11 protein-coding genes and 1 pseudogene are annotated in these 14189 nt (G+C 70.3%); 5 read left to right on the top strand and 7 right to left on the bottom strand.

Features of this window, described 5'->3' with window-relative positions; all coding sequences use genetic code 11:
* Positions 1 to 136 precede the first annotated feature (136 nt).
* Positions 137 to 3556, top strand: coding sequence for a M36 family metallopeptidase (locus ACWZJV_RS07160; RefSeq protein ID WP_457180759.1), 3420 nt, complete (start codon positions 137 to 139; stop codon positions 3554 to 3556).
* A 60-nt stretch (positions 3557 to 3616) separates the two neighbouring features.
* On the opposite strand, the gene ACWZJV_RS07165 is transcribed toward ACWZJV_RS07160, so the two are convergent.
* Together ACWZJV_RS07165 and ACWZJV_RS07170 are read right to left on the bottom strand one after the other, a co-directional pair.
* Positions 3617 to 4771 (bottom strand): MFS transporter, encoded by a 1155-nt coding sequence (locus ACWZJV_RS07165; RefSeq protein ID WP_457180761.1) that lies wholly within the window; start codon positions 4769 to 4771, stop codon positions 3617 to 3619.
* 28 nt (positions 4772 to 4799) lie between these two features.
* Complete coding sequence (locus tag ACWZJV_RS07170) at positions 4800 to 5681, bottom strand: RNA polymerase sigma-70 factor (RefSeq protein WP_008362203.1); 882 nt, start codon at positions 5679 to 5681, stop codon at positions 4800 to 4802.
* A gap of 147 nt (positions 5682 to 5828) precedes the next feature.
* On the opposite strand from ACWZJV_RS07170, the gene ACWZJV_RS07175 reads away from it, so the two are divergent.
* Positions 5829 to 6572, top strand: a complete 744-nt coding sequence (locus ACWZJV_RS07175; RefSeq protein WP_196873200.1) for an NUDIX domain-containing protein — start codon at positions 5829 to 5831, stop codon at positions 6570 to 6572.
* Between the two features lie 24 nt (positions 6573 to 6596).
* Here the strand turns inward: ACWZJV_RS07175 and ACWZJV_RS07180 are convergent.
* Positions 6597 to 7460: pseudogene (locus tag ACWZJV_RS07180) on the bottom strand (EamA family transporter); the annotation flags it as partial.
* Between the two features lie 46 nt (positions 7461 to 7506).
* On the opposite strand from ACWZJV_RS07180, the gene ACWZJV_RS07185 reads away from it, so the two are divergent.
* On the top strand, positions 7507 to 8433 hold the full coding sequence (locus ACWZJV_RS07185; RefSeq protein WP_457180764.1) for a LysR family transcriptional regulator: 927 nt from the start codon (positions 7507 to 7509) through the stop codon (positions 8431 to 8433).
* Here the strand turns inward: ACWZJV_RS07185 and ACWZJV_RS07190 are convergent.
* The 4 genes from ACWZJV_RS07190 to ACWZJV_RS07205 form a co-directional block, all read right to left on the bottom strand.
* Entirely contained in the window at positions 8406 to 9359 is a 954-nt protein-coding gene (locus tag ACWZJV_RS07190) for a co-chaperone YbbN (protein WP_457180766.1), read from the bottom strand. The two genes, ACWZJV_RS07185 and ACWZJV_RS07190, sit on opposite strands and share 28 nt — an antisense overlap.
* Before the next feature lie 23 nt (positions 9360 to 9382).
* Positions 9383 to 9889, bottom strand: coding sequence for a PH domain-containing protein (locus ACWZJV_RS07195; RefSeq protein WP_008362196.1), 507 nt, complete (start codon positions 9887 to 9889; stop codon positions 9383 to 9385).
* Between the two features lie 87 nt (positions 9890 to 9976).
* Positions 9977 to 10921 carry a methylmalonyl Co-A mutase-associated GTPase MeaB gene (gene meaB, locus ACWZJV_RS07200; protein WP_457180768.1) on the bottom strand — a complete coding sequence of 315 codons (945 nt, stop codon included), beginning with the start codon at positions 10919 to 10921 and terminating at the stop codon, positions 9977 to 9979.
* Positions 10922 to 10933: 12 nt separating this feature from the next.
* Positions 10934 to 12121: an acetyl-CoA C-acetyltransferase gene (locus tag ACWZJV_RS07205; RefSeq protein WP_196873196.1), complete on the bottom strand. Its 1188-nt coding sequence runs from the start codon at positions 12119 to 12121 to the stop codon at positions 10934 to 10936.
* A 144-nt stretch (positions 12122 to 12265) separates the two neighbouring features.
* On the opposite strand from ACWZJV_RS07205, the gene mce reads away from it, so the two are divergent.
* A complete protein-coding gene (gene mce, locus ACWZJV_RS07210; protein ID WP_008362190.1) occupies positions 12266 to 12715 on the top strand; it encodes a methylmalonyl-CoA epimerase in 450 nt (149 codons plus the stop codon).
* 129 nt (positions 12716 to 12844) lie between these two features.
* A complete protein-coding gene (gene ccrA / locus ACWZJV_RS07215) occupies positions 12845 to 14185 on the top strand; it encodes a crotonyl-CoA carboxylase/reductase (protein WP_008362188.1) in 1341 nt (446 codons plus the stop codon).
* Positions 14186 to 14189: the final 4 nt, after the last annotated feature.

The raw sequence follows: 14189 nt of genomic DNA on the forward strand, positions 1-14189 counted from the left end.
GCGCTCCCCTGTCTGTGAAGGCGGTTACATGTGTCCGGAACACTATCGGGTGCCTTCCACCTCTCGTGTGCGGGTTCGCGGTACAGGCGTTGCGTGTATCGCGTAACCCGGGCCGGTAAAGGGCCGTTTCAATAACATGACCGATATTCGTTCCAGTCGCGCCAGGGTGAGCCTCGGTGCCGCGCTGAGCATCGCCCTCGGCGCATTCGTGCTGGTGACGCCGGTCTCGGGTGCCGCGCTCTCCACTACTGATGACACTGCCACCACCACGGCTGACGTGGCCCGCTCCGGCGGGCTTCTCGGTCACGAGGCCGATTCCGGCCTGGACGTACGCGACCGCGTGCTTCCCACCTCCACCCAGGAGTCCGCGGCTCAGGCCCTGGAGGCCGTCGACATCCGCTGGAACGCCCACGGGACGCCGACCTCGCTGATCACGGCGGACGGCGTGCTGGCTCCGGCCGGCTCCTCCGACCCGGTCACCGCGGCCCGGGGCTTCCTCGCCGACAACGCGGCGGTCTTCGGACTCACCGCGGCCCAGCTGGGCGACCTCGAGCTGGTCAGCGACCAGAAGCTGGCCGACGGCGGCGGTCATGCGGTGCTCTTCCGGCAGACCTACGACGGTCTGTCCGCCGCCACCGAGGGCCTGGTCACCGTGGGGGTGGCCGACGGCGACATCACCTATGTCTCCTCCTCGCTCTCGAAGGTGACCGGCACGCCCGCGAAGGCGGAGCTCACTCCCACCGAGGCATGGCTGAAGGCGGCCGCCTCGGCCGGACGTCCGATCACAGGATCGAAGGTCGGCGAGATCGTCACCGACGCCGCCGCGAAGCTGACCGACTGGACGAAGCTGACCGTGCCGGGCCTGGCGACCGACCAGCTGGTGCGGCTGCGGGCGTTCCCGGTCCCCGGCGAGGGCGTACGCCCCGTCTTCCAGGCCACCGTCGTCGACTCCGCCGCCGCCACCCTGCTGGGGCAGACGGCACTGGTCGACGCGGTCACCGGCGAGGTGCTCTGGCGCCACGACAACGTCGACCACGAGAACGACGTCGAGGGGCCGTTCACCGGCACCGCGCTCGGCGCCTGCGGGCCGAAGCACACCTTCGAGATCACCGACGACAAGACCCGCACGATCGCCGCGGTCGCGGTCGGGCTGCCGACCGACGACTTCACCGTGAAGCTCTTCGCCCCCGACGGGCGGCTGCTCGTGGAGGGTGACCTGCTCACCAGCCCCGAGACGGCGACCTACACCGCCGAGAAGATCGACCCGGGGACGTACGCGGTCCAGGTCTGTCCCTTCGACGACTCGCTCCTGGTCGGCAGCTACACGGTGACCGTGGCATCCTCCGACGCCGGCGCGGAGTCGGGTGACCTGCCGGGCAGCAACCCGCGCTGGTCCTACTTCCCCGGCACCCCCGACGCCGCCTCGACCGGCGGCGAAGCGGTTCCCACCAACGACGTGATCGCGTGCTGGACCAAGGTCGCCGAGTGCACCGGGCCCGAGCTGAAGAGCCTGGCCAACGCCGGCCCCTGGGACACGCTGCTCAACACGACCGTCGGGGTGCCGAGCCTGACCACGATCGGCAACAACGCCAACACCCACGAGGGCTGGCTCTCCCCGCTGGCCGCGGGTGGCCTGGAGCAGGCTCCGGTCTCGCCGGTGCGTGACTACTCGGGCACGTTCACCGATGCCTGGAACAACGCGCAGTGCGCGCCCACCAACCTGGTGCCGGGCGGCAACGACGTCAACTACGTGGTCGGCAATCTGTTCGCCAGCCACAACCGGATGCACGACTGGTCCTACTTCCTCGGCTTCACCGAGGAGAACTACAACCTGCAGACCGACAACCTCGCGCGTGGCGGCCGTGGCCTCGACGCCGAGGTCGGCAACGCGCAGGCCGCCGCGCTCGACTCGCAGGTGATCGAGCAGACGGGCATCCTGACCGGCCGTAACAACGCCAACCAGCTCACCCTGATGGACGGCGTGCCGGGCGTCACCAACCAGTACCTCTTCCAGCCCGCCGCCGGCGCCTTCTACGCGCCCTGCACCGACGGCTCGCTGGACTTCGGGATCGTGGGCCACGAGTACACCCACGCCATCTCCAACCGGATGGTCGGCGGCCCCGACGACGGACTGACCTCGGAGCAGGGTGGCGCGATGGGCGAGTCCTGGAGCGACCTGGCCGCGGCCGAGCACATGTTCGCCCACGACCTCTACAACGGCGGCAGCCCGTGGGCCGTCGGCTCCTACGCCACCGGCAACACCGACGTCGCCATCCGCGACTTCGCGATCGACAGGAACCCGCTCAACTTCTCCGACTACGGGTTCGACTCCACCGGTCCCGAGGTCCACGCCGACGGCGAGATCTGGAACGGCACGATGTGGTCGGTGCGGCAGGCGCTGGTCGACAAGTTCAACGCGACCTATCCCTACGCCGACAAGGCCCTGCAGCGGCGCTGCTCGGTCGGGACGACGACGGCCTCGCCGCTCGCCGCCGACAAGTGCCCCGGCAACCGCCGCTGGATCCAACTGGTCTTCGACTCGTTCCTGCTCCAGCAGGGCGCGACCTCGATGCTGGACGCCCGCGACGCCTTCCTCGCCGCCGACCAGATGCGCTTCGGCGGTGCCAACCGCCAGGTGATCGCGGACGCGTTCGCACGACGCGGCATGGGCCAGTACGCCACCACGACCGCCGACGACCACGAGCCGACCCCGAGCTTCGCCTCACCGGCCTCGCGCAACGTCAAGGTCACCTTCAGCGCGCCCTCCGGCACGCCGGGGAAGGTGTACGTCGGCCGTTTCGAGGCTCGGGCCACGCCGATCGCCGACACGCTGGTCGACACCGCGATGGGGTCGGTGGCGCACTTCGTCCCGGGGACGTACGAGTTCCTCTACGTCACCAAGACCGGGGGCGCCCAGCGTAAGACGGTCACGATCTCCTCCTCGGAGATCACCAAGACCGTCTCCTTCGCAGCGAGCACCAACCTCGCCGCGGCCGCCAAGGGCGCGACGGTCATCGCCTCGACCGAGGGCTCGCGCAACCCGGACGCGTTGATCGACGGCACCGAGGGCACCAACTGGGGCGGCGTCACCGCGGACAACGTGGACGCGACCACGCCGTCCGTCGCCGTCGACCTGGCCGGCGGAACCCACACGGTGACCAAGGTGAACGTGAGCGCCTACCTCTCCCCCGCCACCGACACGGACGCGGACTCGGGGTCGCGCTTCACCGCGCTGCGGAAGTTCGCGCTGGAGGCGTGCGTCTCCGCGTGCACCACCTCCGGCGCGGTCTGGAAGCGCTTCTACACCTCGGCCGACGACGCCTTCCCCGGAAAGCGCCCGAGGCCGGTCGCGCCCAACCTGAACCTGCGCACCTTCGACGTCCCCGACACCACCGCCGCCGCGGTACGTCTGGTGGCGCTGGAGAACCAGTGCACGGGCTTCGACGGCTACGCCGGCGAGCAGGACGCCGACCCCACCACCACGACCGACTGCAAGACCGGCTCCGACCGCGGGACGATCGTCCACGCCGCCGAGCTGCAGGTCTTCGGTCAGTGACCGTGGCGTCTCGGTGCCCTGCGGGGCAGGGCACCGAGACGCTCGTGCGGGCGAAGAGCCTCACCGCTCGAACGACGCCAACGCACCCCACGCCAGCAGGCCGGCCACCAGCACGGTCCCGGCGAGGAGCCAGTAGAGCGCGTCGTACCCACCCATGACGGCGGCGAGCGCAGCCCCGACCGCCGGGGCGAGCGCACCCGCGACCCCGGCCGGCGCGGAGTAGACCCCGTTGAGGGCGGCGTACCTCTCGGGTCCCCATACGTCGCTGACGACGGTCGCCGCGATGAGCGTGTAGAGCCCGCGGGCGGTCCCGGTGAGCACCGCGACGACGATCATCACCCAGCCCACCGCGGGCAGCAGCGGCAGCAGCGCGACCGAGGTGGCGAACCACAGCACTCCCCCGGTCATCCGGGCGCGGACGCCGAAGCGCCGGGCCAGCAGCGGATAGAACGCCCTCCCGGCGACCTGGCCGGCGCCGCTGAGCCCGAGCGCCCAGGCGGCCGTGGCCGGGCTGAGCCCGTGCTCGACGAGGAACGGCACCAGGTGCACGATCGAGGCGAACACGACCATCGTGACCAGCGTGCCCGCGAGCGTGAGCAGCACGAACCGGCGGCTCCGCAGCACGTCGCGGTCCCGCACCGGCCGACCGTCCTCGTCCGGAGCGGCCGGCTCCCAGGCCAGGTCGAGCACCACGACGCTCGGCAGGAACGTCAGCACGACGAAGGCGCCGGCCAGGACGACGTACGTCCAGCGCCACTCCACCCGCGCCGCCAGCGCTTCGGTGAGCGGCGCGAAGATCGTCGAGGCGAACCCACCGGCGAGGGTGAGCGTCGTGATCGCATCCACGCGCCGCGTACCGAACCAGTGCGTCAGCGCCGCGAACGCCGGCGGGTAGAAGGTCCCCGCCGACGAGAGCCCGACGACCAGCCAGCCGAGGGCGAAGATCCAGTACGAAGGCGCGGCGGCGACCACGAGCAGCGCCAGCGTGCCCAGCAGGCTGGCGCCCGCCATCACCCACCGAGGCCCGAAGCGCTGGATGACCCGCCCGACGGGGATGCCCGCGACCGCCCCCACGAGCGTGCCCGCGGAGAAGGCGGTGGTGATCGCGGCCGCCGACCACCCGGTGTCGTCGACGATCCGCGGCTGCAGCACGGTGAAGGCGTAGTAGAGGACGCCGTACGCCGCCGTGACGGTCACGCAGAGCGTGACCAGCACCCCGCGAAGCGACCGACTCCCCACCCTGTCAGCGTTCCAGATGAACCTGCTCGAGGACACCGCTGAGCTTGGACGGGTTGCGTACGTAGTAGAGGCCGGTCACCAGACCGTCCTCGACGTGCAGCGTGACCACGCCGTCGACCTCGTCGCCGAAGTAGAGCAGCATGCCGGGGGCGCTGTTGACGCTGGCCATCTCGAACCGGGGGACGCCGTACTTCGTCGCCAGCCCCGCGAAGAACCGCAGCACCTTCTCGGCGCCGTGGATCGGCTTGCGGGCCGCCTGGACCACGCCGCCACCGTCGGAGAAGAGCACGACATCGGGCGCCAGCACGTCGAGCAGCGACTGCAGGTCGCCGCCGGTCGCGGCGTCGCGGAACCGTTCCAGGGCGTGACGCGCCTCGGCCGACGAGACCGACTCGCGCGGCCGGCGCTCCGCGACGTGGTCGCGTGCCCGGTGCGCGATCTGGCGCACCGCGGCCGGCGACTTGTCGACCGCCGCGGCGATCTCGTCGTAGCCCAGCGCGAAGACCTCGCGCAGCACGAAGACGGCCCGCTCGGTCGGCGAGAGCGTCTCCAGCACCAGCAGCACCGCAGTCGAGAGCGAGTCGGCCAGCTCGGCGTCCTCAGCGACGTCCGGCGCGGTCAGCAGCGGCTCGGGCAGCCACGGACCGACGTACGTCTCCTTGCGGCGCGACAGCGTCCGGATGCGGTTGAGCGCGAGCCGGGTCGTGATCCGCACCAGATAGGCGCGCTGGTCGCGCACCTCCTCCAGCGGCACGTCGGCCCAGCGCAGCCAGGTCTCCTGGAGGACGTCCTCGGCGTCGGCGGCCGAGCCGAGCATCTCGTAGGCGACGGTGAAGAGCAGGTTGCGGTGGGCGACAAAGACCTCCGTCGCGGCATCATCGCTCATGCCCGCGACCCTACCGGCGGCTCGACCGGCGCGGAGGCCGGCGGGATCCTGAACATACTGGGCATCGTCGCCCTCCTGTGTCGTCTCGTGCGTCTCGTCACCATCCAGACACCGACAACCATCAGGTTGTGACACTAGGGTTGGGGCGTGAGCGAGCCAGAGACGACAACGGTGGCGGAGGGTGTTGCCCGGATCGAGTGGGCCGCGGGCGAGGCCGTCGATGTCGTACGCCGCGAGGTGGCCGCCGCGCTGCTCACCCACCATCGGGTGGAGGCGCTGGTCGACCCGGACGACACCGTCGAGCAGCGCACCGCGACCTGGGCGGGGCTCCACCGCGAGGGCCTGCTCCGAGGCGTGACGGGTGGCAAGGACCGGATGCTCTACGCCCGGGTGGCGAGCGACGCTCCGGTCGAGGCCCCCGAGGGCTTCCGGGCCCTGCTCAACTCCTTCCTCCCGCGCAAGCGCGCGATCGGCCAGATGCTGGTGCGCGACCCCGAGGACCGCGTGCTGATGTGCCAGCTGACCTACAAGAAGGACTGGGACCTGCCCGGCGGCATCGTGGAGGTGGGCGAGTCGCCCAAGCTGGCGACCACCCGCGAGATCGAGGAGGAGCTCGCCCTCGTCCTCCCCGCCGGCGACCTGCTGCTCACCGACTGGCTGCCCCCGTGGGGCGGCTGGGACGACGCCGTCTGCCTGGTCTTCGACGGGGGCGTCCACCCCTCCTCGGTCCTCGAGCAGACCACCCTCCAGCCCCGCGAGATCCGCTCAGTGGCGTTCTGCACCCTCGACGAGGTCCGCGAGCGGGCCGCCGACTTCACCGCCCGCCGGGTCGAGGCCGCTCTGGCCGCGCTGCGGGGCGGCCCGGGTTACACCGAGTCGGGGCGCGCGTAGCACTCCCTGCGCGACGAGCGCACCGAGCACCAGCAGGGCACCACCGGCGAGCTCGCCGGCGCTCGGCACCTCGCCGAGCAGCAGCCATGCGGACCCGATGGCCACCGGAGGCACCAGCAGGATCCACGGCACCACCGAGGAGGCCGGGTGCCGCGCGAGCAACGAGTTGAAGATGCCGTAGCCGACGAACGAGGCGAGCACGACCGTGTAGGCCGTGGAGACCAGCGCCTCCCAGCCGAAGGCGGCCACCCCGTCGCGGACCCCCTCGGGTCCGTCGAGAACCAACGAGAGCGCGAGCAGCGGGAGCGGCACGACCAGCGCCGACCAGACCGTCAGCGAGAGGCCGCCGGGCACCTTGGCCGCGCGGGAGATCACGTTGCCGATCGCCCACGACAGCGCCGCGAGCAGGCACAGCACCAGCGCCACGACCGGCACGTGGCCACCGCGTCCCAGCGCCACCACGACCAGGCCGAGCGCACCGGCGACGACGCCGACCACCTGCATCAGCGTCGGCCGCTCACGCAGCACGCCGGCCGCGATGACGATGGTGAGCACGACCTGCGCCTGGAGCACGAGCCCCGCCAGGCCGGGCGGCATCCCCGCGGCCATGCTGGTGTAGAGCAGGCCGAACTGACCCAGGCTCATGAAGGCCCCGACCGCCGCGACCACCTTCCACGACGCCTTCGGGCGAGGCAGCAGGAAGACGGCCGGGAACGCGACCAGCACGAAGCGCACGGCAAGCAGCAGCAGCGGCGGCACCGAGTGCCCGTCACGCGTCTCGAGGCCCCAGTCGATGACGACGAAGTTGAAGCCCCACAGGACGGCGACGAGGACGGCGAGCAGCGAGTCACGGCGAGTCACATCCACCAGGATGAAGGCAAAGATCATGAAGCACCAGCGAATGATTCTTCATCGAATGACGTAGCATCACTTTATGATCGATCTGTCCGCGCTCGTCGCTCTCCGTGCCGTCGACAGCCACGGTTCGGTGGTGGCGGCCGCCGACGCCCTGGGCTTCACACCGAGCGCGGTGTCGCAGCAGGTCAAGCGGCTCGAGCGGCAGGTCGGCGTACCGCTCCTGGAGCGGATCGGGCGCGGCGTCATGCTCACCCATGCCGGGCGGCACCTGGTCGACGAGGGCTCGCGGCTGCTCGCCGACATGGAGTCGCTGGAGTCCGGGCTGCACGAGCAGGCCACGACCGTCGCCGGGCGACTGCGGCTGACCGCCTTCTCCACCGCGATGCGCGGGCTGATCGCGCCGGTCGCCGGCGAGCTCCGCACGGTCCATCCCGACCTCGTGCTCACCCTCTCCGAGCGAGAGCCGTGGGACACCGTCGACCTGGTGGCGACCGGTCACAGCGAGATCGGCGTGGTGCACTCCTGGGGCGACGTGCCGCTCTCCATCCCCGACCACCTCGTCACCACCGAGCTCCTCCGCGACGTCGCCGACGTGATCGCCCATCGCGACCACCCGCTCGCCCAGCTCGCCAAGGTGACCCCGCACGACCTGGTCGCCGAGGACTGGATCGCGACACCGGAGGGCACGATCTGCCGGCAGTGGCTGAACCGGATGTACGCCGGCACCGGCCGGCTGCCGCGGATCGCGCACGTCTCGATGGAGTTCGACAGCCATCTGGCGCTGGTGCGGGCCGGCCTCGGGATCGCGCTCGTCCCGCGCCTGGGACGGGCGGCGCTGGGTGAGGACCTGGTCGCCGTACGCGTCGTCGACCCGGTCCCCACCCGCGAGATCCTCGCGCTGCACCGGCGCACGATGACCGCCTCGCCGGCGGTCACCGCCGTGCTCGCGGCCCTAGCGGATCAGAACAGCGCGGATCAGAACAGTGCCGAGGCCAGCGACTGACGGCCCTTGAGCACGCGCTCGTCGTCGTTGCCGACCGCGGCGAAGAGCCCCAGCAGGTGCTCGCGCGCCTTGTTGCGCTCGTCCCCCGACGTACGCCGCACCAGCTCGACCAGCCGGATGAAGGAGTCCTCCACGTGGCCGCCGAGCAGGTCCAGGTCGGCGACGAGGGTCTGCGCGTCGACGTCCTCGGGCGCGGCCGCGGCGGCGGCACGGGCGGCGTTGAGGTCGACCCCCTGCGTACGCTGCAGGACCTTGGCCATCGCCAGCCCGGCGGCGGCCTCGGAGTCGGCGGGGTTGGAGGCGATCAGCTTCTCGTACTCGGCCACGGCCGCGTCGATGTCACCGCGCTCCAGCGCGTCCTGGGCCGGTGCGTAGCGCGGGTCGAGCGCCGGCTCGGCGCCCTCCTCGGTCGCGCCACCGCCGATGGCGTTGGGCTTGTGCCGCCCGCCGATGCCCTGGGTGGTGAGCTGCTGCCCGAGCTGCTGGAAGACCGTACGCAGCTCCTCGAGGTTGAGCGCGCCCGGGATCGGCTGGGTGACCGGCCGGCCGTCGAGCAGGATGTAGAGGAGCGGCACCTGGGGCACCTGCAGCGCCTGCGCGATCTGCGGGTTCTTGTCGATGTCGACCAGGCCGACCAGGAACCGGCCGTCGTACTCCTCCACGACCGTCGAGACGTCGCGCGCGTAGGTGACGCTCTCGGGAGCGCGGGAGGCGGAGTAGAAGACCAGGACGACCGGGGCGGTCATCGACGCCTCGAGCACCGACTGGAAGATCTGCTCGTCGACCTCGACGGTGTAGGAGCCGGCGCTCCGCCCCTGGGCGGGAGCCGCATCGGCCGGACCGCCGAAGGGGGCGTCCTGTGCGGGGGTGCTGGCGAGCCCGGAGAGGTCGACGGCTCCGGGACGGGAGAACGGCTGCTGCGTCATGTCGCCAATCCTATGAGGACGGTCTAACCGACGCTGCCACGGAGGCCCGCACGCTGGACGACGCGCTGGATGGTCAGGTCACGCTCGTTCGGCCGTCCGACGAAGTAGATGTTGTTGAGGCCCTGCTCCTGGGCGGCCGACTCGAAGACGAAGTGGCCGTAGTTGAAGATCTGGCCCGTGAAGGACTGCTTCACGGTGATGTCGAGGACTCGGGCCAGCGGCATGGTCGCCAACTCGCTCGAGAGCACGCCGTGGACACGGAAGATGCGCATGTTGGTGACCACGAACCGGTCCCGGCTGACCACCAGCGACCGCCAGAACGCGTGCCCGACCAGCGCGAACGCGAGCAGCACGATGATCCAGGCGACGTTCATGTCGATCGTCGCGGCGACGATCATCAGCGCCAGACCGAGGATCGCCTCCGCCACCGGCCTGATGTAGGACACCCAGTGATGGGTGACCTCGTCGACGACGACCTCACCTTCGTCTCGCAGAAGGTGCTTGGAGATGTCGACACCGAAGAGGTTCACACCAGCAACGATAGTGACTCCGCGAAGCGAGAGTCGACAGAACAAGCCGTACGCCGGGACAACTCCTGCCGAAAGACCGGCGACCGGCTACTCGGCGAGGAGCGTGTCGGCGGCGGCGTAGGGGTCCTTCTCCCCCGTGACCACCTTCTCCGCGAGGGCGTCCAGGTCGCTCGACGACCCCACCGTCGTCCACCTGGCCCGCAGCGTCTCGACGGCGATGGCCTCGATCTCGGCCCGTGCCCGTCGCGTACGCCGCAGCGCCAGCGTGCCGCTGGACTCGAGCCAGGCCCGGTGCTCGTCGAGCGCGGCGACCACCTCGGCCAGGCCCTTGCCGGACTGGGCGACGGCGGTGAGGACCGGCGGGGTCCAGGCCTCCGCCGGGCGGTCGGCCAGGCGGAGCATCCCGCGCAGGTCGCGCTGCACCTTGGTCGCCCCCTCCCGGTCGGCCTTGTTGACGACGTAGAGGTCGCCGATCTCCAGGATTCCGGCCTTCGCCGCCTGGATGCCGTCGCCCATCCCGGGCGCGAGCAGGACCACGGTGGTGTCGGCGAGGCCGGCGATCTCCACCTCCGACTGGCCCACACCGACGGTCTCGACCAGCACCACGTCGAAACCGGCGGCGTCCAGCACCCGGATCGCCTGCGGCGCCGACCAGGCCAGACCGCCGAGATGGCCCCGGGAGGCCATCGACCGGATGAAGACACCCGGGTCGGTGGCGTGGTCGGTCATCCGGATCCGGTCACCGAGCAGCGCACCACCCGAGAACGGGGACGACGGGTCGACCGCCAGCACGGCCACGGTCCGCCCGGCGGAGCGCAGCTCGCGGACCAGCGCTGAGGTGGTCGTCGACTTCCCGACGCCCGGGGCACCGGTGAGCCCCACGATCTGGGCGTTCCCACCGTGCGGCGCGAGCGCGGCCATCACCTCGCGGAGGCGCTCTCCCCCGCCGACGGGGGCGTTCTCTACGTACGACACCAGCCGCGCGACCGCCCGGGGCTCACCGCCCCGGGCGCGCGCGACCAGGTCGCTCACTTCAGCGATGGCTCACGCCTTGGGCACACGCACGATCAGTGCGTCACCCTGACCGCCACCACCGCACAGCGCGGCCGCACCGGTGCCGCCACCGCGACGCTTGAGCTCGTGCGCCAGGTGGAGCACGACGCGCGTGCCGGACATGCCGACGGGGTGGCCGAGCGCGATCGCGCCGCCGTTGACGTTGACGATCTCCGGGTCGAGACCGAGCTTCTTGGTGGACTCGATGCCGACGGCAGCGAACGCCTCGTTGAACTCGACCAGGTCGAGGTCGGCGGCGGTGATGCCCTCCTTCTCGAGGGCCTTGGCCGTGGCGTTGGCCGGCTGCAGCTGCAGCGAGGAGTCGGGGCCGGCGACCATGCCGTGGGCGCCGATCTCGGCGAGCCACTCCAGACCGAGCTCCTCGGCCTTCTCCTTGCTCATCACGACGACGGCAGCGGCACCGTCGGAGATCTGCGAGGCGGAGCCGGCGGTGATGGTGCCCTCCTTGGAGAACGCCGGGCGGAGCTTGGCCAGCGACTCGGCAGTGGTGTCGCCGCGTACGCCCTCGTCGGCGCTGACGACGATCGGCTCGCCCTTGCGCTGCGGGATCGAGACCGGGACGATCTCGTCGTCGAAGACGCCGTTCTTCTGGGCCGCGGCGGCGCGCTGGTGCGACGTGGCGGCGAAGGCGTCCTGCTCCTCGCGGGTGAGCTTCACGCCCTCGGCGTTGACCTGCTCGGTGAGCCCGCCCATCGCCTGCTGGGTGAGCTGGTCGTAGAGCGCGTCGTAGGCCATCGAGTCCACCAGGGTGGTGTCGCCGTACTTGAAGCCCTCGCGGGACTTCGGAAGCAGGTGCGGCGCGTTGGTCATCGACTCCATGCCGCCCGCGACGATGATCTCGGCCTCGCCGGCGCGGATCATCTGGTCGGCCATGGCGATGGTGTTGAGGCCGGAGAGGCACACCTTGTTGATGGTGATCGACGGGATGTTCATCGGCAGCCCGCCGGCGATGCCGGCCGCGCGAGCCGGGTTCTGACCTGCGCCGGCCTGGATGACCTGACCCATGATCAGGTAGTCGACCTGCTCCGGCGAGACGCCTGCCTTCTCCAGGGCGCCCTTGATGGCGACGCCGCCCAGATCGGCCGCGGACAGGCTCTTGAGCCCGCCGAGCAGGCGGCCGATCGGCGTACGCGCCCCGGCGACGATGACGTTGGACATGGGTCCTCCAAGGATGTTGGTGGTGCTGATCTGCCACTGAGGTTACTTATTAGTAACCTCAGTGGGAAGAGAGATGACAGCAGCTGGGTGTGGCTGTCATCACACATTGTGCCTCTTAGGCCCGACCTCAAGGAGAGTAGGCCCATGACTACCGTTGACATCCCGCCGCACCTGTTCACCCAGATCGACCACGTCGGCCTCGCCGTCGCCGATCTGGACGCGGCGATCGACTTCTACGAGAAGACCTTCGGCATGAAGCTCGCCCACCGGGAGACCAACGAGGAGCAGGGCGTCGAGGAGGCGATGATCGCCATCGGCGACTCCGACAACAAGCTGCAGCTGCTCGCCCCGCTCAACGAGAACAGCACCATCGCCAAGTTCCTCGACCGCAACGGCCCGGGCATGCAGCAGCTGGCCTACCGGGTCACCGACGTGGAGCAGGTCTCGGCGATCCTCCGGGAGCGCGGCGTACGTCTTCTCTACGACGCACCGCGGCGCGGCACCGCCGACTCGCGGATCAACTTCATCCACCCGAAGGACGCCGGCGGCGTCCTGGTCGAGCTCGTCGAGCCGGCCGCGAACCCCGCCCACTGAGAACCCACCACGGCACGTGAACGATCCAAGAGTCATGTGTCACATCAGGCTGGCGTTAACGGTTACTCACCAGTAATGTCCAGCGAAATAGAGCCAACCGCGACCCCTACGACGACGCAGGAGCCGACCATGCAGAAAATCCTCGACGCGATCCTTGCGGGCGACACGCCCAGCGAGGAGTTCGCGAACCTCGAGATCCCCGACCACTACCGTGCCGCCACCGTCCACAAGGACGAGGTCGACATGTTCGAGGGCGTCGCGACCAAGGAGAAGGACCCCCGGAAGTCCCTCCACGTCGAGGACGTCGCCCTTCCCGAGCTCGGCCCGGGCGAGGCCTTCGTCGCGGTGATGGCCTCGGCGATCAACTACAACACCGTGTGGACCTCGATCTTCGAGCCGGTCTCCACCTTCGGGTTCCTGGAGCGCTACGGCAAGGAGTCCGAGCTCGGTGCCCGCCACAACCTCGACTACCACATCGTCGGCTCCGACCTGTCCGGCGTCGTGCTGAAGGTCGGCGCGGGCGTGACCAAGTGGAAGCCGGGCGACCGGGTCGTGGCCCACTGCCTCTCGGTCGAGCTCGAGGCTCCCGACGGCCACAACGACACGATGATGGACCCCTCCCAGCGCATCTGGGGCTTCGAGACCAACTTCGGCGGCCTCGCCGACGTCGCGATGGTCAAGGCCAACCAGCTGATGCCGAAGCCGGAGCACCTCACCTGGGAGGAGGCCGCCTCCCCCGGCCTGGTCAACTGCACCGCCTACCGTCAGCTCGTCTCCGCCAACGGCGGCAACATGAAGCAGGGCGACAACGTCCTGATCTGGGGTGCCTCCGGTGGCCTCGGCGGCTTCGCGACGCAGTACGCCCTCAACGGCGGCGCCAACCCGGTCTGCGTGGTCTCCAACGAGGAGAAGGCCAAGATCGTGCGCAACATGGGCGCCGAGATGGTCATCAACCGCTCCGAGATGGACTTCAAGTTCTGGAACGAGGACGGCACCCAGCAGAACCCGAAGGAGTGGCTGCGCCTGGGCAAGGCCATCCGCGAGCTCACCGGCGGCGAGGACATCGACATCGTCTTCGAGCACCCGGGCCGTGAGACCTTCGGCGCCTCGGTCTTCGTCACCCGCAAGGGCGGCACCATCACCACCTGCGCGTCGACCTCGGGCTACATGCACGAGTACGACAACCGCTACCTGTGGATGAACCTCAAGCGGATCATCTCCAGCCACTTCGCCAACTACCGCGAGTCGTGGGAGGCCAACCGCCTCATCGCGCAGGGCAAGATCCACCCGACCCTCTCCCGCACCTACACCCTGGAGGAGGTCGGCCAGGCCTCGCTCGACGTGCACCACAACAAGCACCAGGGCAAGGTCGGCGTGCTCTGCCTGGCCCCCGAGGAGGGGCTCGGCGTCCTCGACGAGGAGAAGCGCGCGGCGCACATCGACAAGATCAACCTCTTCCGGGGAATCTGAGACC

The sequence above is a fragment of the Nocardioides sp. WG-D5 genome (assembly GCF_054031175.1).